The following is a 21,471-nucleotide window of genomic DNA, read 5'->3' on the forward strand; positions in this document are numbered from 1 at the left end:
AGTGCCTATAGGCAGGAGGAAAAAGATATGGAAAAAAAGAAATACAATATATCAGTTGAAGCGACATTAGAGGTAATCGGTGGTAAATGGAAATGTGTCATACTTTGCCATCTTACACATGGGAAAAAACGGACGAGCGAATTAAAAAGACTCATGCCGAATATCACTCAAAAAATGCTTACACAGCAACTAAGAGAGCTTGAAGAAGATGGAGTCATTGATCGGATTGTTTATAATCAAGTCCCACCAAAAGTGGAGTACCAGTTAAGTGAGTACGGAAAAAGTTTAGAACACATTTTAGATTCATTATGTGCTTGGGGAGAAACTCACATTGTCAAAGTTTATGGTGATAAATCAGAGGTTTTAGAGGAAAGCATTTTAAATAATAATTTAATTTAAGAGTAAACAAATAAGCCGATATATACTAGTCTTAAATTCAAACTAGTATTACCGGCTTTTGATTTTCCACAGGAACAAACTATTTACTAGTAGCTGTAATCTGTAATATCTCCACTGTCTGTTTTTGTATTCAGTGCACCTTGTGGACTGAACATCAATTTCGTTTTAGATTTTGGATTTCAACCCTCATTCAAGAAAATTAGAACTGTACACTGAACGTAATTATAGACAATATGGATTTCTGTTTTTTTACAAATTTTATTGACAGTTATATACAATGCAGATAAAATTAAGGTAATCAAATAACTGTCTCCTAAAGGGGAGTAGCTTTTACAGCGAAGTCGTCATTTCAGGGTAACCCCCTCGGCTTTGTTGGCAACACTCATGTTGTTAGCAAGACCTTTACCTATTGGTGAAGGTCTTTTATTTTTTCTGAATTGACCTTTACCGTCTTGGTGGAGGTCTTTTTATTTGGAAAAAACAAAATGGAGGGATATAATTTGGAATTTTCGATTTTATTAGAGTATGGTTGGGTACTTTTACTATTAATTGCAATTGAGGGCTTGTTGGCAGCTGATAATGCCCTTGTTCTTGCTATCATGGTTAAGCACCTTCCTGAAGAAGAAAGAAAGCGGGCATTGTTTTATGGTTTAGCAGGTGCATTTGTTTTTAGATTCGGATCCCTTTTTGTAATATCATTCCTCGTCGATGTATGGCAAGTTCAAGCAATTGGAGCCCTGTATCTGTTTTTCATTGCCATTAACCATATAACAAGAAAAATTGTCTTTAAAAAGGACAAAGAAAAAAAGAAAAAAGAAGAGAAAAAATCTGGCTTCTGGATGACAGTATTTAAAGTAGAACTCGCAGACATAGCATTTGCCATAGACTCTATTCTTGCTGCTGTTGCATTAGCTGTAACACTTCCTAACACGAACTTGCCTACCATTGGAGGACTAGATGGAGGTAAATTCCTTGTAATCTTTACTGGAGGCTTAATTGGCTTAATTATTATGCGCTTTGCAGCAAACTTCTTTGTTACCCTTCTTCAACAAAGACCTGGGCTGGAAATTGCAGCATTCATGATTGTTGGATGGGTAGGAGTAAAGCTTGCTGTTTACACATTATCGCATCCTGAATTAGCCATTTTACCAACTGAATTTGCTAAATCTCCTGAATGGAAAATTACGTTCTATGCCGTACTGATTCTAATAGCAGCAGGTGGATGGTTCTTTTCAAAACCAAAAGAGGAAACAGATATATCACAGTGATAACATCTATAACGTAATCCAATAAAAGCCTCTCGAACAAGCTAATTTAGCTTATCGAGAGGCTTTTTCATGGGGACAGAGGGACCGTCCCATCGCCTATACACATTTGTCCGTTTTTGCATAGGCTAGTAATGTAAGGTAAAGGAGGTTGATACTGTTGCCTAAGTATAGGAAAAAGCCGATTGTTGTTGAAGCTGTAAAGCTTACACGATCGATTACAATTGAGACATCGAATGGTTCAATGAAGGGGCTCCCTGGGGATTATCTAATCACAGATAAAGATGGAGAACAATACCCTTGTGATAGAGATCAATTTGAAGCAGAATATGAGCCCGTAAAAGGTAATATGGATATAATGGGAATTGTCCGAAAATCCTTTAGGTTACTAAAAACAAAAATGTATAAAACATGACCCAACTATAATAGGGATTATTAAGCATTATGGTCATTTCCATATTGCTTATTTTTTGAGATAAAAGAAGTTTAGTAGCACCCTCTGGCACAAAAAAAGACACACCTTTTTATAAGTGTGCCTTAAATTGGGTAAGTATTCAGTCTAAAAATGGGCATGTCCTTTAGTGTTAAAACCCAGACATAAAATCAATTTTATCTGCAAGTTGCGGAAAATCGATTATAGGATTTCTGTTTTTTTGGATATGGAAAATCTCTTTGTTACGATGCTTTTCATATATAGATACTTTATTTTCACGATGCCAGTTTAGTAACATTTCAATATCTTTCTTATGATATCGGCTAATTTCTCCCGGATATCGTAGCAAAAAGTACAATGTTGCTCTTGCAACCTCACCCTTCCCACTTTCGGGCTCAAACTTACCCTCTTCATATTTCCCGCAATGGTCTTTAACTGCTTCAGTCGCCAGTTTTGGTGGATAGTCAACAAAATCAAAATAAGGATAATTGGATCTGGCTGAATTACAATCTTTTTCACATGTAAAAAGATGATGCAAATCCCCTCTCATCGGATTATCCTCGTGAAACCATGACTGGGGCACTACATGTTCGCAATTAAACATATTTTCCTGATGAATAGACGTCACTGCCTGCTGAAAGTCATCATTATTCAAGTTGCTTACTAACAACAGGTCATGAGCTTCTTTTCTTTTTCTGTCAGATTCATAATCTTCTCTCACGACTTGTTCAGGATTCTTTTCCTTTCCAGAATAGATGCTCTTTAAGGTTCCGTCCACATGTAGGTCTACCCGTGTATAAAGAAGGTCCCGGGTTTTAGCATTATAAGCTAACTGATTTACATGTGTTCTCGTTATTAACTGACTGAGTTGTTTATACAACTCTTTTTTATCCTCAAGATTAAAATCAATCGTACAATAATAATCCTTGATGAACTGCTTGTCTTGTTCTACGTCATAATACTCTTTTTCGCTTTCAAATCTCCTTTTGTTAAACGTTAACTCTAACAAGGCAGCCTTTACATCAGGAAATTCATTTCTACCTTTGTCCTTTGTGGGATTCATATAGTTCTCCTTTCCTGGTTTCTTTTAAACCGTTAAGAAAGTCACTATTCCTAAGGAGTAACATTCATGTTTGACGCAGGAATCATGTCGTGGAGCCTCTCAACAACGTCAAGGAGGAGAAAACCATTTCCTTCGGCGCTTTTTCTGTTGCCGAGAGGTACGGTTCGTCTAATGAGTTGGGCATAGACTTCTGCTTCGCTCAGTGTTCGGTCAAATTCTTTTTCACTTAGATTGATAAGTAAAGCAATTGCACCTGCAACATGTGGAGCCGCCATGGAAGTTCCTGTTAGTTTTGCATATTGATCATCAGGATACGTGGAAACGACATCTACCCCAGGAGCCACAAGGTCGATTTCTGTATGAGTATTAGAAAATGGAGCAAGCTGCAAATCCATGCTGACAGCCCCTACGGATATGACTTCGTTATACGCACCAGGGTAAGCATACTCAAATGTATCCTCCAATGAATCCCCTTCATTCCCCGCTGCCACAACGACAGATATGTTTTGATTGACTGCATCTTGAATAACCTTATGCATCTCAGGTACATCTTGAGGCCCACCTAATGACATCGAGATGACACGTACTCTTTCATTGTTAGGTCCTTGCCACTCAATTGCATAGCGAATGGCATCGATGATCCAATCATACTGACCTGCCCCTTCTCCAGTTAAAGCTTTTAAACTTAAAATCTGAGCCTTTGGAGCAACCCCTACAACCCCATCATTGTTAAGACTAGCCGCAACCGTACCAGACACATGTGTCCCATGGCCATTGTTGTCTTCAAACACTTCAGGGTCCCCATTATAATCACTTGTAAAATTCCGTCCAGCAATAATTCGATCCTTTAGATCGGGATGAGACGTGTCAATCCCAGTATCAATCACTGCAATGACTACACCTTCACCCTGACTGCTATCTTCCCATAAAGAAGGTGCCTGTACCAATTGAACTCCCTCTGGTGTTTCATTTGCCTGACCCACAACTGACTGAATGGTATACGGTAATAATTTGACCTGATTTTTCAAGATGAATCTCCTCCTTCAAATCTAGTTTTCAAAACAATTACCTTCATTCCCTTCTGTCTAGTCTTCGGTTGTTAGTTTCCTAGTTAGCTTACCTTCGCTGCATGGGAACGTTTGTTTCATTATACTAATTGGACATGCTTTTATCAAGATGAAATACTGAAAATTAGGAAAATGAATATTTTGTCCCAGATAAAACTCAATTTTCCTTGAACTAAATGTGTACATCAGACTAATGCTAATTTTTAAACATTTCTATATTCCATTGACACTCATCATTCATACCTATAAAATCAACTAATAATTTCATACATGTACTCGTATAATCTTGGAAATATGGTCCATAAGTTTCTACCAAACTACCGTAAATGGTTTGACTACGAGAAGAGTTTGGCTTTTTGTGTACGTAGCAAAAAGCTCTATTTCCTTCTCTGTGTCAAACCCTGGGTAAAAGCCCGGGGTTTTTATTTTTATATTGAGGAGGAATTAAAATGGAAAAAGAACTGTTAAAGAAACGTATAGCTGTCTCCAGTAAACAAATCCCGGCGGACCTTGTCATTAAAAATGGGAAGATCATAGATGTGTTTAACCTTGAAATCATTGAGGGTGACGTCGCGATTTCAGATGGTATGTTTGTTGGAATTGGAGAATTTGAGGGTAAAAAAGTCATAGATGCGAAGAATCGCTATGTGTGTCCTGGATTTATTGACGGGCATGTGCATATTGAATCCGCGATGGTCCCCCCTTCTGAATTTGCGAAAGTGGTCCTTCCTCATGGCGTAACAACCGTCATTACGGACCCACATGAAATTGGCAATGTCTCAGGTAGTGACGGATTATCGTTTATGATTGAGGACTCTGAGAATCTCCCGCTTGATGTTTTTCTCATGCTACCTTCAAGTGTACCTGCTACTCCATTTGAAAATAACGGTGCAGACCTTAAGGCAAACGACTTGGAGCCATTTTACAGCCACCCACGAGTTCTCGGGTTAGCCGAGGTGATGGACTACCCTTCTCTCAAAAACGCGGAGGATTCTATTATAGATAAAATTCTTGTGACTAGCGACCATAATGGATTAATCGATGGCCACTTAGCTGGCTTGGATACAAATGCAATTGATATCTACAGAACAGCTGGGATCAAAACCGACCATGAATGTAATACGGCTCAGGAAGCGATTGAGCGATTAAGACGCGGAATGTATTTATTGATTCGTGAAGGTTCTGTTGCAAAAGATTTAAAAACACTGATAAAGGTTGTCACTCCAACTAATGCACGTCGTTGCCTTTTCTGTACGGATGATAAGCATTTAGATGATTTGATCGAAGAAGGTAGTATTGACCATAATATCCGGTTAGCGATTGAAGAAGGGATTTCCCCTCTTCAAGCCATCCAGATGGCAACATTAAATGCTGCTGAATGCTATCGTCTACCAAATAAAGGTGCAATTGCTCCGGGCTTTGAAGCTGATTTCCTGTTACTAGACCATCTAGAGACGATTGAAATAACAGAAGTCTATAAATCTGGAAATCTTGTTGCACAGAATGGTCGTTTTGTTGGAAAATTACCTGCTAAAATTGTTCCAAATACACTTTTACTGTCAACTGTTCATGTGTCTGAGTTACATGAAAAAGACCTTCAAATCTCTTTCTGTGACGGAAATAAAGCAAATATCATTGAGATCATTCCAAATCAATTGATCACGAACAAACTAGTGGAAAAAGTATCAGTGTCAAACGGTTATTTTCACCCATCCATAGAGAATGATCAGCTAAAATTAGTGGTCGTTGAGCGTCATAAAAATACTGGAAATATTGGATTAGGTGTCGTTAAGGGATTCGGTTTTACAGAAGGAGCAATTGCAACAACGATTGCGCATGATTCTCATAATATTGTTGCTACAGGTACCAATGATGATGATATTTTGGTGGCAATTCAGGGTCTAAAAGACATGAATGGTGGCTTAGTGATTGTCAAAAACAAACAAATCATTGCCTCTTTATCCCTTCCAATAGCAGGACTTATGTCAAATAAAGACTCACAAACTGTGAATTTGGAGCTTGACCAAATAAAACGGTCATTAAGTCAACTAGGGTTTACCGGTGATTTTAATCCATTTTTAACCCTCTCCTTTCTTACATTACCGGTTATACCATCATTGAAATTAACAGATTTAGGATTATTTGATGTAGAAACATTTACACATATACCAGTACAAACGAACTAATTTTAATGTACCCCTTGAAATTAATTGTATTTGTAGTATTATAAATACGAACATTGGATTGATTAGTTATTTTAATGTTCGTGTTTTAATTCATTATTTATTTTTATTCAGACTAAAATCATCTTAGGGGGAACAAAAACATGAACGTACTCAAAAACGCAAAGCTTTTACTCTTACTTTTAGTGATGGGTAGCTTACTCATTGGTTGCTCACAACAAAGTGAATCAAGTGCGAAGGCTGAGGCAACAGAAGCTGAGGTAAAAAGTGAAGAAGTGACCAATCTAGATGATCAAAATGCGGTTGGAATTATCGGCCCAATGGCAGAAGAAATTGAGATTTTACATTCTCATATGGAAGTAGAAAAAGAAGAAGAAATCGCTGGTATGACTTTCTATCAAGGAACTTTAAAGGGTCAAAACATCGTCCTCGTTCAATCCGGAATTGGGAAAGTAAATGCTACGATGGCTGCTCAATTATTGGTTAGTCAATTTAACGTAGATGCTCTCATTAATTCAGGAATTGCTGGAGCCATCCACCCTGATATTAACCTTGGGGATATCGTAATCTCTACGGATACAGTTCAGCATGATATGGATGAAACAGCAAAGGGTTATGAACCTGGTTTGATTCCTGGAATGGAAACTGGCTATTATGAAGCTGATAAAGAACTGATTGCTTTAGCAGAAGAGGCAGCAAAGAACCTGCCAGAAGAAGTAAATGTTGTAAAAGCTAGAGTGGCTACAGGTGATCAATTTATCGCAAGTGCTGAAAAAAGTAAATGGATTCTAGATACATTTAATGCCTATGTTGTTGAAATGGAAGGTGGAGCTGTTGGACAAGTTGCCTACCTCAATGAGATTCCATACCTTGTCATCCGTTCAGCATCAGATGATGCAGGTGAAGAAGCCGTTATGAAATGGGAAGATTTCAAACAAATGGCAGTAACAAACTCATCTACTATTATCGAAGGCATCCTTGAAAATATGGAATAAGAACGAATATTTATTAAGTGTCAGGTACCATTACGGTCCTGGCATTTTTTATGTTTATGTGAGTTAAGTAGCGCACTTCTTATTTTATTTGATACAATCGGCATTAAATGAAATCATAACATATAGTCATTTGTTTAAAACAACACCAAAAGAGGGAAAAACGATGTATCCATTCAGTCGAACTATTTTTGCGATCTATTTGGTCGCTGCACTTTTGATAATCGGTGGGTGTTCACAGGAGGATAATCAAGCCAAGAATAACGATGCCGAGAATATCACAAAAACCACCGAAGAAATAGAAACGAAACCTGTTGAAGACACCCCACCCCCTACTGAAGAACAAGGAAAAGCGCCAAATTCACTATCAGAACTTACCGTTCATTATATGGATGTTGGTCAAGCTGATTCAACCTTACTTCAATATTCGGATAAGGGTGAAGAATTTACCATCTTGATTGACGCAGGGAATTGGAACAGAAACGATGTTATCCATTACTTACAAACTCAAAACATTTCAGAAATTGATATCGCAATTGGAACACACCCTGACGCAGATCATATTGGTCAACTTGATAAGGTCATCAATACGTTTAACGTAGGAGAAGTATGGTTGTCCGGCAATACGAGTACATCACAGACGTTTCAGAGGTTACTACAAGCGATTGATCAAAATAATGTCGATTATTATGAGCCAAGACGCGGCGATGAATTTGAAGTTGGCCCGCTCAAAATTGAAATTTTATATCCGATCTCTGTTTCCGAAAATGACAATGAAGAATCCATTTCGCTTAAGCTCACGTACGGAGAGGTTTCCTTCATTTTTACGGGTGATGCGAGTCGAAATGATGAATTAAGGATGATAAATGGTAGTATTGATGTAGACGCTGATATCCTCCATCTAGGTCATCACGGTTCAAGCACTTCTACTCACCCTACTTTTCTAAAGGAAGTGAGTCCAGAAATAGCAATCTACAGTGCTGGAAAAGAGAACAGCTATGGACATCCACACAAAGAAGTCTTCGATTTAATTCAAGGTTCCAATATTAGACTTTATGGAACGGATGTACACGGCACGATTCTTGTCAAAACAGATGGCAAAAACTATGAAGTGTTAACCAAAAAGGACGGAACGATTATACCCCCTTCTACAGGTGGTGGAACTTCTACAAGACCTGAACCGGAAAAAGAAAGTCAAGTACCCAATGGTAAATGTATAAATATTAATACGGCAAGTGTTGAAGAGCTACAAGAAATTATTCATTTAGGGCCAGCGCGTGCAAAGGAACTGATTAACTTAAGGCCGTTTACATCCATTGATGAGTTAACACGAATAAAAGGAATCGGTCCGTCAAGAATGGAAGATATTAAAAAACAAAATCTAGCTTGTGTAGGAGGATAACATGAAAGGATATTTGGATCGAATCGAAGAAAATCAGCATGCAGTTATTTTAGTTGAAGAAATCAATAAAGAATTTATCATTCCAATCAGTAAATTACCAAATGGTTCAAAAGCTGGTTCCTATTTGAACCTTACGATTGAAAATGAAGCCATCACTTCCATTACACTAAACGAAGATGAAACAAGCTCACAACAGCACAAAGTAGATGATATGATGTCTAAGCTCCGTAAGAAGAGTTCTGGAAGCAAGTTCAAGAAAAAAGATTGACAAGTGAGCCTGTCGCTTATGCCATTGACGAAGAGATGCGTATTTAACTGAAAACATGCACATGCTAAAAGAGAACAATTCAATGAAAGGAAGAGCTGAGATGAACTTTAAAAGCAAATTACAAGAAGCTCAAGATATTATTCATACGGCCCATCATCATTTAAAACAAGTGAACTCGAATAGTCCTGAATCAGAGGCATGTCATTTTGCACAAAGCGAACTAGAAAAGGCGCAACGAATTATCCAACAGGTACAACAACAAATACATAATTAGATGGTAAAATGGCTGGGTATATTGAATCCAGCCATTTTGATGTATTTACTCATTCTTTTGTGGTTGAGTTGGAAGTTTAACATCAGGTTTTATTTCTTTTGCAATTTCCGCTGCAAGATCGTAGTTTACTTCAAAAGGATTCATTTTTAATTCAGATGAATTTTGAAACGAATTTTGAGCTTGCTGAAATCTCTTTTGAACTTCTTGATTGATACGGCTATTTCTGCTTCCAAATAAACCAAGAATGGTAACTCCTAATAGAGAAATCCATATCCACATTCTATTGTTTCGTTTTCGTTTGAATACCCTCAGTGATTTGTTAGCACTCAAGCTACTAAGTACAGATGACAGTAGTTGCATATAGTTCATAACTCTTCCCTCCTCATTTTATTGTGTGGAGTAGAGCAAGCAATATATGTGGTAATTATTAAGAACTCTTGAGTGCATGATTCAAAGATAGTAAAACATCGATTCTGAGTTCTACAATCTCCTCTCTTTTTGTTGTTGTATGCTATAATTCGAAGAGTAAAATAGAAGTTAGAGGTGACCTTTCTTGGGAATACATGTTGTACTTTATCAACCAGATATTCCGGCTAATACTGGGAATATTGCACTTACTTGTGTAGCAACGGGTTCTGCCTTGCATTTAATCCGACCACTTGGCTTTTCAACAGATCCGGAGATGTTAAAAAAAGCAGGCATCGATTTTTGGAATGATGTAAACATCACGTATTATGATTCATTGGAAGACTTCTTTTCAAAAAATGTAGGCGAATTTTATTTTATTGAGACGTTTGGAGAAAAAACACATACAGGCTTTGATTTCAGTGACGAATCGAAGGAACATTATTTTATGTTTGGAAAAGAAACAACGGGTTTACCAAAAGATTTACTAGAAAAAAACAAAAACCACTTCTTGAGAATCCCTATGAACGATCACGTTCGTTCACTCAATCTTTCGAGTACTGCAGCGATACTAGTATACGAAGCATTACGCCAGCAAGGATATCCGAATTTAAACTAAAAAAATCTTCCGTTTTGGAAGATTTTTTTATGGTCCTGACGGATACGGTCCCTCCTAAGCTCTCCTTCTTCTTATCATCGCAATCCCAAGGAGTGTTACGGGAATGATGATTTGAAATGGTACGTGAAGAAACATAGGTACAAATTTGTAACCCTCCTGTACGTGTTCAGCAAAACTACTCGCCATCGTTATAGATAATAGTAAAACAACAAGTGCCATTGGAAAACATAAACGTGTATGACTATCAATTGAGAACAAATTGGCAACCCCTGTAACAACCGCATAAAAAAAGATTCCAATTTTAAAGAATCCCCCAATAATTAAAGCTAACATAAAGAAGATATCGAGACGTTCGATAAACTCTGCTACTTGGATCATTTGAATGGTTGCAAGAAGTGGGAACGGTGCCCGAGATGTAAGGTTAACACCAAGGACACTAATGTTCATCAACATGACAAGCGCTAGGTTGATCCCACTTAAGCCGATCGCACATAAACCAGCAATCTGTGCTTTACGAGAATGATTTAAATAAGGAAAAATCATCGCAAATACAATCGTCTCTCCAAATGGAAAATACAGAGTCTGGATAAATGTTGCTTTTAAAACAGGTAAAATCCCTTCACCTAATATTGGCTTTAGGTTGTTTACATCAATTAAACCAGAGATCACAATGAGGATAAATCCCGTTACCGCAAGTAGATACATGATACTAAAAAGCAGTTCCCCAGTTCTCCCTAATACTTCGATTCCTTTTCGAACCGCGTATACTACCACGATGATTAAAAGTGCATTGACAATAAATAATGGTGTTTCAGGATAGGCGAATGTCACCAACATCACGCCAAAATCACGTAATATCCTTGCTGCGAGATACGCAAAATAAAGGATATACAAAAAAGCAATTACTTTCCCAATTAGTTTTCCAACGATAATCTGTGCATACATTGTTGGTAATTTGTCGGGGTAGTATAGATAGAGTCGAAAAAAGATAATAAAAAGCATCATTCCACCGATCATTCCAAAGAGAACGGCAATCCAGGCATCTTGCTTTGCATCCATGGCAAGTGGCAAAAGTAATGCACTTCCTAATTCAAACAGCAAGATAAGTACAAATAGCTGATACGAACTGATTTTTGCCTTCTCCATGTTACATGCTCCTTATATCTATTTACGGTCTTCCTCCATTTCAGTAAGGAAAGATTTCGTACGTAATCCCGACCGGCGCACAAATGCTTCTACCTTCACATCCACGATTAATTCTGGAAAGTATACAGAATTCCAATCAGACTTTAGTTTCTTCCAAAGTTTAGGGTCGGCGCGTTGCACCACTTCACCAAAACCGAAAACATCCGTTTTATTTTTTTGGGCTTGTTTGATGGCTTCTTGTATTTCTTTCTTAATTTCCTTTTCAGCTTCTTTTTCGATTTTTACCAATATAAGAGGGTCTGTTAAATCGACTGGTATTTCTACTTCTCCTATATCACCTTCAACACGTACTTCTACGTTAATCATGGGTTTCTCGTTTTGAATGATTGGAAGAGTACTGGTTTTTTGGCGGATCACTTCGTAAGCAACAGAATCTTCTTGTCCTTTCCAATCAATATTCACATCTGTCTTTTCAATTTTATCCAAAATCCATAAAGTTCCTCTTGCCGTATTTCCTTGTAGCCAATCGACCAGCTTTCCATCTCTAAAAATAGCAATCCCATCAGCCTCAAGAACCGCTTTAGGAGTCGTTTCTTCAATATTTGACAATTTCATGGCCTGATCGATTTCTCCTTTTATACGAAACCCTGTTAATAAAGGCTCTTTCCCTTCGGATACTAGGCTATTAAGTACATCTTTCATATTCGCTCTCAGATGTGTTCCCCAGTTTTTTTCTGTTGACTTTAGTGTTTTAATCACCTTATTGGAAGGGATCTTATCGATTGGAGTTATTGTTCTTACAATATCTCTTGCCTCCATATCTTGAGCAATGATTACTTCCGATGTGATTCGAAATTCAGGGTCACGATCCATCGCATCAAAAAGACGGAGGATCCCTTCCTCTCTAGCTAATCGCTCTCCAACAACTACTAAATTTGTATGGGCATAATAAAGCCTTCGCGATATGCTAGTGGAAAACTTCCTACTAACTTCAGTAAGGTTCGTTCCCGTTTCAGTATATACATTAATAGGTGGGCCATGACCCGAGCCACCATCTTGCTGGCCCCCTGTAACATTACCTGGATTAATCACCTGAATCGTACCTACGTACTGGCCCTTTTCATTTTTATCGATACCGAAAGCAGAAATAATCGCGATGTCGGTAAGTTCCTTTTTGCTCCAACAACCCGAAAGGAGCATCAGTCCAAGGAATAAAACGACAAGAATAAAACCTTTATTCATCTTGGTCACCTTTTTCTTCAGAAGACTTGAGCATGCCACGTCCTACAGGTGGTTGAGGTTTCTGGTCTTTCCCTACACGAACTCTATTATCTTCACTGATCAATTTCGGTCGTTTCTTTAAGGTCCACAACGGTAACCGGAAAAACGTATCCGCGTTCTCCTTAAAAATAAATGGAGCCATTGGTGTCATATATGGAACACCAAATGAACGCAGGCCACTAAGATGGACCGCAAGCATGATAATCCCAAGGATGATTCCATAAAAACCGAATGTGGCAGCAGCAATCATAAATAAAAAGCGAACCAATCGTGCCGCAATGGCCATCGCAAATGATGGTGTTGCAAAACTAGCTATTGCAGTCATCGCCACTACAATCGTCATGGCTGGTGAAACAATTCCTGCCTGAACGGCTGCTTGTCCAATTACAAGGGCTCCAACAATGGAAATGGCTGACCCCACTGCCCGCGGCATTCGAATTCCAGCTTCACGCAAAATTTCAAATGTGACTTCCATAATGAGAGCTTCTACAAATGCCGGAAAAGGTACGGCTTCCCTCTGTGCCGCTACAGCAATTAATAACTGAGTCGGGATCATTTCCTGATGAAAAGTTGTTGCGGCAATATAGCCTGCAGGTGCGATAATTGATATTGAAAATATCAAAAGCCTTAAAAAACGTAGTGCCGTTGCAATATCAAATCGCGCATAATAATCCTCAACTGCCTGAAAAAATTGAATAAAGACAGCTGGTGCAACTAATACAAAAGGAGTCCCATCTACAAAGATGGCAACTCTCCCCTCGAGAAGATTCCCCGAAACCGTATCCGGTCTTTCAGTATGATAAAGAGTCGGAAAGGAAGTAAATGTTTGATCCTCAATAAACTGTTCAATATAACCTGATTCAAGAACACTATCAATATCAATTTGATCAATCCGTCTGCGGACCTCTTCTACAATTTTCTCGTTTGCAATTCCATTTATATACATAATGGCAACGTCTGTATTTGTCACCCTGCCCAACTTTCTTGATTCGACCCATAAATTCGGATCCTTGATACGCCGGCGCACCAATGAGGTATTCGTAATAATCGACTCTGTAAATCCATCCCGTGGACCACGCACCGTCACCTGACTACTTGGTTCCTCAATCGATCGTCTTTCGCCGCCTCTTGTATCAACAACGAGTACCCTTGTTTTTCCATCTACAAGAATGATTGTTTCTCCATTCATTAACGCGGAAAAGAGTTGATCCCAATCAATTGCTTCTCTGATACTCCCAAATGGCAAAGCCTCATCTTCAATCATCTCTAATGGATCTTGTTGAATCAACTTTTCCTGCAAATCGGGACTTTTCATGATGGATTCGATTAAAAAGTCTTTTATGGACTGGCTATCGACAAGCCCGTCAATATAGACGATTGCGGTTTGAATCTTGGGTTGTAACCCGATATTAACTTTTCGGACAATCACATCAAAACTATTGCCTGTTTTGTTACGAATCACATTGAGATTATTAGATAATAGTACATCAATGGAATCCGGAAATTCCTGCTTTGTTGGTGGTTGCTGTTGGTTTTCGTTAGTTGTGCTACTTTTTTTACGTTTATTCTTGAAAAAACCAGGCATTTTTGTTAAACCTTTCTATTCTATTTACTAACTGTTCTGCCCAGTAGATGAATATTTATACGTTGTCATATAAGCGTTTTAGAAGGGGAATACTAGGTTGAAAAAAGGTGTGAGAAAAATGAAGATTATCGGGATCACCTTATTGATGATGGTGTGTCTAATGAGCTTCTCATTTTGGCTTGATTATCTGCAAGGATTCGAACTACAAACGGCTTTCCGAAATGCAACAAGTCCGTTTCGAGTCATGGATCCAGCTGAAACGATTGTTTTTTTAACCTTTATACTGACCGTTCTAATTGAGATATTCGTTTATTCATACAAAAAAAGAAAGGCACAAGCAAAGACAAGATAAGGTACTACACAAAAAAGTAGCCTAGAAAACTAGACTACTGATGATTTCGATGTCAAAAAAATTGGACGTGATATTATTGGCCTTTCACTCTTTTCACAAACTTAGTTAAAGTTTCTTTAAGCTGTTCTTGACCCGTACTTGGCCGAAATTCTTGATTATCAATGACTAACGGAGCTCCTATTACCACTAATGGGGCGCCATACTTTGGCATTTGAGCAGCTTGTTCAATTGATAGCCCACCAACAGCCTGAACTGGGATGGAGACTGCGGATACAACATCTTCTAAGCAATCAAATGGTGAGCGTTCTGGATCCTCTCCCCTTTCATCAAAGCCTGTATGAACAATAATGTAATCAACACCGTTCTCCTCAAGCATTTTAGCACATGAAACTTTGTCTGATGAGGCCATAATATCCCCCATCACTTCTATACCATAATCTCTTGCAGCTCGAACCGCTGCTCGTATGGTCGCTGGATGAGCAACTCCCATGACAACTACATGAGTAGCTCCTGCCTTGGCCATCATTTCTACTTCTAAATAGCCACCATCCATCGTTTTTAAATCAGCGACAATCGGTTTGTCTGGGAATTTCTCCCGTAGTTTTCGTACTGCATGTAAACCTTCTGCAAGCAATAATGGGGTTCCCGCTTCAATCCAATCAACCCCTGCCTCTATAGCGATTTCCGCCATTTCCAATGCCTCATCAATATTCGTTAAATCTAACGAAATCTGCACAATTGGTTGCATGTTCAAGCCCCTCTACTAATTTCTTAATAAATCGTAGAATTATAGAAAAACGTTTTACTCATAAGCTGCCTTAGGAAACTGTGTGGCAAATTTTCCTCCACTCACATCAATTAACGTACCGGTTATATACCCTGCTAAATCTGATGCTAAGAAACAGATAAGTTGTGCGATGTCTTTTTTCTCACCCCATCTTCTTAATGTTAAGCTGTCTAATAACCGATCTTGTTGTTCTTGTGGCAACTCAGAAAAGTGATTGAGAGTTGTTGGAATCATTCCAGCGGCATAACTGTTAACCGTAATATTCCAAGGCCCTAACTCTCCAGCAAGAACACGAGAAAATTGTTTAACCCCGGCCTTTGAGGAGGCGTATGCTGCGCTGCCAATACTCGGAATAATCGCTGCAAAAGACGCAGAATTGATAATCCGACCGAATCGCTGTTTTTTCATAATGGGAATGACGGATTGGCACATCAGGTATATCCCTTTTAGATTGACATCATGGCAGTAATCCCAAACCTCCTCTGCTAATGTTTCAACTTCTCCGTTCCCAGCAACGCCTGCATTGTTAACCAAAAGGTCAATCCGGCCAAACTTTTGCATCGTCTCACTAATAACTTCAGAAATCCTGGCACTATCACTAACATCACAGTCAAAAAACAAACCCTCTAATCCTTGTTCTTTAAATTCTTGTGCTAGTTGGTCAAGATCATCTTGGTATACATCAATCCCCACTGTTTTAACCCCTTCTCTTGCTAGGGTCAAAATGATTTCTTTCCCAATTCCTTTCCCTACTCCCGTAACGATTCCTACCATCCCATGTAAATCAATCAGCACATCGACCATCCTTTCCTGATGACGCTTATCCTTTTACTGCTCCTGAAGTAATTCCACTTACAATATATCGTTGTAAAAGCAAAGAAATAATCAAAATAGGTAACGTTATGATAACAGCAGCTGCCATAAGAGCTCCCCAATTTATTTCTGAATAAGAAATGAAGTTAAATACGGCAATTGGTAATGTCTTCGTGTCATCCCCAGCAAGGACTAAAGCAAACATAAAGTTATTCCAAGATAAAATAAATGACATCATAGAAGCTGTAATAATTCCTGGTGAAACCAATGGAAGTAAGACCCTAAAGAATGCACCTTGCAATGTACAGCCATCTACTCGAGCCGAATCCTCCAGTTCTTGTGGAAGAGCTTCAAAGGATGAAATCATAATCCAAATAATAAATGGCAACCCGACTAACATATGGCTTAATGTTAATGCTGTGTATGTGTCGACTAAACCCAGTTTTGAGAAAATGATAAACCATGGAATCATAAACGAAATACCAGGAATGATTCTAGCAATTAAGATAATGACGCCGAATTTATGAAGTTTATATTTCGCAATCGCATAAGCGGCTGGTAATCCCAAAACTAATCCGAGAACGGTTGAAGCAAAAGCAACAATAAAGCTATTTACGATAAACTTAATAAAATCATATTGCGCAAAAACTTCCGTGTAGTTTTTAAGGCTAGGTGTAAATATAAAAATGGAGTCCGTCGACATGATTTGAGCCTGGTTTTTAAGAGAAGCAATGATCATCCACACAAATGGGAATAAAAATACTAAACTCACAAAAGCGATTAAAACATAGCGGATAAGCTCCATTCTCCGTTTATGTTTCATAATGTCACCTCCGTCTTCTTACGGAAGATCAGGATTAAGCAGCTCATAATGAGCACAATCATAAAGAATACCATTAAAATGGCGCTCGTATATCCTAACTTGAAATACTGAAATCCATTAGCAAAACCGTAAATATTTAAGGTTTCCGTTGCGTATCCCGGTCCGCCTTGTGTCATGGCATAAATTAAATCAAAATGCTTTACCGCATCAATTGACCGTAGAAGTACGGCTGCGAAAATGGTAGGAGCCATGAGAGGTAATGTGATTTTCCAAAAGATTTGCCACGCATTGGCGCCATCAACAGCTGCCGCTTCATAATTTTCATTTGGTAATTGAGAAAGACCGGCCAATGTGATTAACGTAATCATGGGTGTCCATTGCCATGTGTCTACCATCGCAATTGCCGGCAATGCCTGTTTTGGTGACGCAATCCATAACTGTGGATCAATACCAAAGTAACCTAGGAATTGATTCGCAAAACCGATGGATGGTTCGAAAATTAATAACCATACGAGTCCGATTGCAACAGGTGTTGATACCATAGGAAGTAAAAATAAGGTCTTTACGAGATTACTACCTTTAAAGTTTCTAAAGAATAAAAGTGCAATCGCTACTCCCAATACGGTTTGAGTAACAACTGCCAAAATTGTAAAGTAAAACGTTCGAAAAAATGCTGGCCAAAACCGTGGATCATCAAAAAAGATTTTCTTAAAATTGTCTAAGAAGACCCATTTTGGTGGAGACACACTAGACATGCTCCAGTCAAAAAAGCTTAAATAGGCTGTATACCCAACTGGAAAAACAATCATAATGAGTACAAAAAGTACGGAAGGCAATGTAAAAATATACTTAAGATGTTTTTCAATCCAAAGTTGAATGATAGTCATCCCCCTTCTATGTATCGCTATAAAGAGGATAGAGGGGTATTCATACATTTATGAATACCCGCTCCATCCATTCACTTTTTAATTTTCGTCATCAAGTAATTGTTGGAACTGTTTGTTGGCTTCTTTAGCAGCGGCTTCTACATCCCCACCTTCAATACCCGTCACAATCGCCGTCCCAATCATGTCTCTTGCCTCATTTACTTTTATGACTAATGGACGGTCATATTCTTTTCCAATCTTATTCGATTCAGAAATGACTTTAACAAGTTCCTCAGGAAACGCTTCTGTTCCTTCCGGTGAGTCCCAAACAGATTGTCGTGGTCCAGGGACACTCTTCTTTTGTAACTCAGCTACAACTTCTTTACTCGTTGCCCATTTGATAAATTCCCATCCTGCATCTTTGTTTTCTGATTTCGCATTCATCGCCACGCCCCATGAAGTAACGTTGTATGGCGTTTGTCCTTCTGGTCCTTCTGGGAATACGGCAAACCCTACTTTTTCTCCTACAACAGATTTTTCAGGATCTAGCAGGTTTGGATAAATACTATCAGCATCTGTATACATAGCCGCTTTGCCTTGTGCAAATAAACCAGCAGCTTGCGGCCAACTCATATTTAAGACTCCTGGAGGTCCTGCATCCTTCAGTAAATTACCGTAGAACTCAAATGCTTTAATGGCTTCTGGTGTATCAATCGCCGCTTTTCCGTCAACGATAAAGTCCCCACCAAATCCATATAAATAGCTTGAGAATTGAGTAACCGCCGCAGCACGTTGTCCGCGTGATACCATTCCGTAAAAGTCATTGGAAGGGTCATTTAATTGTTTTGCAATTTCATAGAGTTCATCTAATGTTTTAGGAGGTTCAATATTATTTTCTTCAAAAATATCTTTTCGATAATATAGGATTTCACGCTCCGTAACAGTTGGAATACCAAAAATCTTTTCACCGTCTTTTAACGAATTCACGGATGACTCGGTAAAATCACTTAAATTCCAGTCTGAATCACCGGTATAACTCGTTAAATCAGCAACCCAGCCATTGAGATTAAAGAGTTTCCCTTCTTGCAGTGGACGTATCATAAAGACATCGATACTATCAGAACCTGCAGTAAACTCGGTTGTAAGCTTTTGAGTTAATTGGTCTTCAAAATATTTTTCTAGCTTTACTTTAATGCCTGACTCCTGTTCAAATTGAGGAATTAATGGTTCGATTGCCTCTGTCCATGGATGGTTTGCAGCAATAATTCTTAATTCAACGTCTTTGTTTTTATCACCATTTGAATCTGATGATGGTTCATCTGAAGCAGGTGTATTGCTACTACAAGCAGCCATTAAGCCAATGAACAATCCAAATACCAGTAAAAAGCTTAGCCCCCTTATTTTTTTCACTCGCTTTTCCCCTTTCATACTTAATATGGTTAAGACGTAAAGCGCTTACATTTAGTGGTCCTTACGTCAATTACCCGATTGAAAATATTCGTCTACTTTCCTCTTTAAGAAATCGACAGATTCTTTCATTTCTCCTAAACCATTAACCCCATCTTCAATTGAAATCCAGCCAGTAAAATTTATATTGGCTAACAGCTGAAAAATGCCATCGTAATCAATAATCCCTTTTCCAATGACACCATGTGCTAATCCCTCTGAATATCCTTGTACCAAATGATTTTCAATATCTTTCATTGAATAACCCTCTTTTAAATAGCGATCACTGGCATGCATTGTGATTAATCGGTGCTTTACTTTTTCCAATAACGTAAGTGGGTCATCGCCTGCAAAAACCGCATTTGATGGATCAAAGTTCACGCCAAACCAATTAGATGAAATCCCTTCTACGATTTCCAAATAGATATCTGACTTCTGGGCAAATTCCGGATAAATCCAGAAGCCATCTTTGTAATGGTTTTCCATCACAAGATAGACTCGCTTACTTTCTGCATAGGGAAGTAGCTCATTAATACAATCAATGGTCCATTTTATTCCTTCTTCCCTTGATACCTCTGGTCTTCTTTGCCCAGATAACACCCGGCAACTTCTAAAATCATCTGGCCCAAGAATGGCCATCGCATCAATCATTTCTTTCATCTTTCTCATTTCCTTTTCCCGAAAAGCTGGATCGGGATGGGTAAAATCAGGTGATGCGCACATCATTGGAATCACTAGATTGACTGAAGAAGCTGCCTCCTTTACCTTCTCCAAATAAGACTTTTCAGTAGTTTGTAAAAATGTAGGATACATTTCCATGCCATCTGCACCGAGTGTTCCCGCTTGCTCAATCCACTCAAACACATCCATATTTCCATTAGATAAATCATCGATATACCCTTTTGGGAAAACTGAAATCCTGACATTGTTTTCTTTCATTGATTTCTCCTTTTCAATGTTTTAGTTTGGCATAATAACAGATTTCGCGTGTTTTAAGGAATCCATTTCATCAAAGGCATTTTGCCAGTCATCTAGTGAATAGACCTTCGCCATTGGAAGTGGGTCAATTTCTCCTTTTTGCATTAACAGCAATACTTTTTCCCACGTTGGGTACGTATGACTAAACGAACCTTGCAGTCTAGCAGCTTTTTGAATTAGTGGGTCAAGACTAAAGCCAACTGGTGCAGGTCCCCACCCAATCTTTGTAATTTGCCCAGCGGGTCGAACAATCTCGATACTCTGTTTTAACGTTTGACTTACGCCAACCGCATCAAGCACTAAATCAGCGCCAAAACCATCACCATAATTGGTTATTTCACGTACAACATCCTGCTTCTCTGCGATGAGTACCTCATCTGCACCAAATTGTTTCGCTACTTCTAACCGGTTTGCATCTTTTTCCAAACCAACGACAGTCAATTTTCCTGGCGCAAACAGTCTAGCAATCTGAATACACATTAATCCAATCGGCCCTGGTCCAAAAACCACAACATGATCGCCAGGTCTGATTCTCGAATGATGAGCAACTGCATTATAAGCAACACATGAAGGCTCCGTTAAGGCAGCTTTTTCAAATGGTATTCCGTCTGGTATATGGTGAACGATGGCTTCTCTTGTTTTCACATACTGAGCCATTGCTCCATCTGCTAAAACACCAAAACCTTTTCTATCCGGACATAAATTATATAATCCTGATTTGCAATAAATACAGTTCTCACAAACATATGAAGGGGTCTCACTTACAACGCGATCTCCCTTTTTAAATTGACTTACTTCAGAACCTACCTCCGCAACGGTTCCTGCAAACTCATGTCCTAAAATGACAGGTCGTTTCACAGCAAAGCCTTGGATATCGTGGTACATATGCAAATCACTTCCACAGACTCCTACGGCTTCCACCTTCAATAAAATGTCTTTTGGTCCTATTTTCGGTATCGGTACTTCTCTAATTTCAACCTTATTTTTACCAGAATCGTAGTTTACAAGCGCCTTCATGTATATC

General features: G+C 38.6%; 23 protein-coding genes and 1 riboswitch. Of the genes, 10 read left to right on the forward strand and 13 right to left on the reverse strand.

The features are described from left to right. Positions 1-27: 27 nt before the first annotated feature. The 3 genes from CKJ95_RS09150 to CKJ95_RS09160 all read left to right on the forward strand — a co-directional run bounded on the left by CKJ95_RS09150 (position 28) and on the right by CKJ95_RS09160 (position 2,079). Positions 28-399, forward strand: coding sequence for a winged helix-turn-helix transcriptional regulator (locus tag CKJ95_RS09150; RefSeq protein ID WP_099353105.1), 372 nt, complete (start codon positions 28-30; stop codon positions 397-399). A 500-nt stretch (positions 400-899) separates the two neighbouring features. Then, positions 900-1,667 (forward strand): TerC family protein, encoded by a 768-nt coding sequence (locus CKJ95_RS09155; RefSeq protein WP_099353106.1) that lies wholly within the window; start codon positions 900-902, stop codon positions 1,665-1,667. 157 nt (positions 1,668-1,824) lie between these two features. Next, positions 1,825-2,079, forward strand: coding sequence for a hypothetical protein (locus CKJ95_RS09160; protein ID WP_180271457.1), 255 nt, complete (start codon positions 1,825-1,827; stop codon positions 2,077-2,079). A 169-nt stretch (positions 2,080-2,248) separates the two neighbouring features. Here the strand turns inward: CKJ95_RS09160 and CKJ95_RS09165 are convergent, their stop codons facing one another. Both CKJ95_RS09165 and CKJ95_RS09170 read right to left on the reverse strand, forming a co-directional pair. Then, entirely contained in the window at positions 2,249-3,160 is a 912-nt protein-coding gene (locus CKJ95_RS09165) for an endonuclease I family protein (RefSeq protein ID WP_099353107.1), read from the reverse strand. A gap of 50 nt (positions 3,161-3,210) precedes the next feature. After that, the gene (locus CKJ95_RS09170) at positions 3,211-4,188 is read right to left on the reverse strand and encodes a S8 family peptidase (RefSeq protein WP_099353108.1); all 978 of its coding nucleotides are present in this window, start codon (positions 4,186-4,188) and stop codon (positions 3,211-3,213) included. Positions 4,189-4,483: 295 nt separating this feature from the next. Next, positions 4,484-4,585, forward strand: a riboswitch (purine riboswitch). A gap of 85 nt (positions 4,586-4,670) precedes the next feature. Here CKJ95_RS09170 and ade point away from each other — a divergent pair. From ade to CKJ95_RS09195, 5 genes are all read left to right on the forward strand, one after another. After that, positions 4,671-6,413 (forward strand): adenine deaminase, encoded by a 1,743-nt coding sequence (ade, locus tag CKJ95_RS09175; protein WP_373604847.1) that lies wholly within the window; start codon positions 4,671-4,673, stop codon positions 6,411-6,413. A gap of 140 nt (positions 6,414-6,553) precedes the next feature. Next, positions 6,554-7,405 (forward strand): 5'-methylthioadenosine/adenosylhomocysteine nucleosidase, encoded by an 852-nt coding sequence (locus CKJ95_RS09180; RefSeq protein ID WP_099353110.1) that lies wholly within the window; start codon positions 6,554-6,556, stop codon positions 7,403-7,405. 163 nt (positions 7,406-7,568) lie between these two features. Further along, positions 7,569-8,804: an MBL fold metallo-hydrolase gene (locus CKJ95_RS09185; RefSeq protein WP_099353111.1), complete on the forward strand. Its 1,236-nt coding sequence runs from the start codon at positions 7,569-7,571 to the stop codon at positions 8,802-8,804. A gap of 1 nt (position 8,805) precedes the next feature. Then, positions 8,806-9,072, forward strand: coding sequence for a DUF3006 domain-containing protein (locus tag CKJ95_RS09190; protein ID WP_099353112.1), 267 nt, complete (start codon positions 8,806-8,808; stop codon positions 9,070-9,072). Between the two features lie 82 nt (positions 9,073-9,154). Continuing rightward, positions 9,155-9,346 carry a hypothetical protein gene (locus tag CKJ95_RS09195; RefSeq protein ID WP_099353113.1) on the forward strand — a complete coding sequence of 64 codons (192 nt, stop codon included), beginning with the start codon at positions 9,155-9,157 and terminating at the stop codon, positions 9,344-9,346. Positions 9,347-9,391: 45 nt separating this feature from the next. Here CKJ95_RS09195 and CKJ95_RS09200 read toward each other — a convergent pair whose 3' ends face one another. After that, positions 9,392-9,715 carry a hypothetical protein gene (locus CKJ95_RS09200; RefSeq protein WP_099353114.1) on the reverse strand — a complete coding sequence of 108 codons (324 nt, stop codon included), beginning with the start codon at positions 9,713-9,715 and terminating at the stop codon, positions 9,392-9,394. Positions 9,716-9,899: 184 nt separating this feature from the next. Here CKJ95_RS09200 and CKJ95_RS09205 point away from each other — a divergent pair, with 184 nt between their 5' ends. Continuing rightward, the gene (locus CKJ95_RS09205; protein WP_099353115.1) at positions 9,900-10,370 is read left to right on the forward strand and encodes a tRNA (cytidine(34)-2'-O)-methyltransferase; all 471 of its coding nucleotides are present in this window, start codon (positions 9,900-9,902) and stop codon (positions 10,368-10,370) included. 54 nt (positions 10,371-10,424) lie between these two features. On the opposite strand, the gene CKJ95_RS09210 is transcribed toward CKJ95_RS09205, so the two are convergent. From CKJ95_RS09210 to CKJ95_RS09220, 3 genes are read right to left on the reverse strand one after another with little or no spacing between them, the layout of a single operon-like run. Beyond that, complete coding sequence (locus CKJ95_RS09210) at positions 10,425-11,516, reverse strand: GerAB/ArcD/ProY family transporter (RefSeq protein ID WP_099353116.1); 1,092 nt, start codon at positions 11,514-11,516, stop codon at positions 10,425-10,427. An 18-nt stretch (positions 11,517-11,534) separates the two neighbouring features. After that, complete coding sequence (locus CKJ95_RS09215) at positions 11,535-12,758, reverse strand: Ger(x)C family spore germination protein (protein WP_099353117.1); 1,224 nt, start codon at positions 12,756-12,758, stop codon at positions 11,535-11,537. Beyond that, on the reverse strand, positions 12,751-14,382 hold the full coding sequence (locus CKJ95_RS09220; RefSeq protein ID WP_099353118.1) for a spore germination protein: 1,632 nt from the start codon (positions 14,380-14,382) through the stop codon (positions 12,751-12,753). Before CKJ95_RS09220 ends, CKJ95_RS09215 begins: the two co-directional genes overlap by 8 nt. A gap of 118 nt (positions 14,383-14,500) precedes the next feature. Here CKJ95_RS09220 and CKJ95_RS09225 point away from each other — a divergent pair, with 118 nt between their 5' ends. Continuing rightward, entirely contained in the window at positions 14,501-14,734 is a 234-nt protein-coding gene (locus CKJ95_RS09225; protein ID WP_099353221.1) for a hypothetical protein, read from the forward strand. Positions 14,735-14,807: 73 nt separating this feature from the next. Here the strand turns inward: CKJ95_RS09225 and CKJ95_RS09230 are convergent, their stop codons facing one another. The 7 genes from CKJ95_RS09230 to CKJ95_RS09260 all read right to left on the reverse strand — a co-directional run bounded on the left by CKJ95_RS09230 (position 14,808) and on the right by CKJ95_RS09260 (position 21,464). Continuing rightward, positions 14,808-15,482 carry an orotidine 5'-phosphate decarboxylase / HUMPS family protein gene (locus CKJ95_RS09230; protein ID WP_099353119.1) on the reverse strand — a complete coding sequence of 225 codons (675 nt, stop codon included), beginning with the start codon at positions 15,480-15,482 and terminating at the stop codon, positions 14,808-14,810. 54 nt (positions 15,483-15,536) lie between these two features. Continuing rightward, positions 15,537-16,316, reverse strand: coding sequence for an SDR family NAD(P)-dependent oxidoreductase (locus tag CKJ95_RS09235; RefSeq protein WP_099353120.1), 780 nt, complete (start codon positions 16,314-16,316; stop codon positions 15,537-15,539). A 25-nt stretch (positions 16,317-16,341) separates the two neighbouring features. Then, positions 16,342-17,157 (reverse strand): carbohydrate ABC transporter permease, encoded by an 816-nt coding sequence (locus CKJ95_RS09240; RefSeq protein WP_099353121.1) that lies wholly within the window; start codon positions 17,155-17,157, stop codon positions 16,342-16,344. Then, entirely contained in the window at positions 17,154-18,044 is an 891-nt protein-coding gene (locus CKJ95_RS09245; RefSeq protein WP_180271458.1) for a carbohydrate ABC transporter permease, read from the reverse strand. The genes CKJ95_RS09240 and CKJ95_RS09245 overlap by 4 nt, the downstream gene beginning before the upstream one ends. A gap of 78 nt (positions 18,045-18,122) precedes the next feature. Beyond that, positions 18,123-19,433 carry an ABC transporter substrate-binding protein gene (locus tag CKJ95_RS09250; RefSeq protein ID WP_099353122.1) on the reverse strand — a complete coding sequence of 437 codons (1,311 nt, stop codon included), beginning with the start codon at positions 19,431-19,433 and terminating at the stop codon, positions 18,123-18,125. Positions 19,434-19,499: 66 nt separating this feature from the next. Then, entirely contained in the window at positions 19,500-20,408 is a 909-nt protein-coding gene (locus CKJ95_RS09255; RefSeq protein ID WP_099353123.1) for a sugar phosphate isomerase/epimerase family protein, read from the reverse strand. Between the two features lie 21 nt (positions 20,409-20,429). Further along, positions 20,430-21,464, reverse strand: a complete 1,035-nt coding sequence (locus CKJ95_RS09260) for a zinc-binding dehydrogenase (RefSeq protein WP_099353124.1) — start codon at positions 21,462-21,464, stop codon at positions 20,430-20,432. Positions 21,465-21,471 lie beyond the last annotated feature (7 nt).

Origin of the sequence: Fredinandcohnia onubensis, from assembly GCF_002734285.1 — a bacterium.
In the GTDB taxonomy this organism is placed as follows: domain Bacteria; phylum Bacillota; class Bacilli; order Bacillales; family Bacillaceae_L; genus Ferdinandcohnia; species Ferdinandcohnia onubensis_A.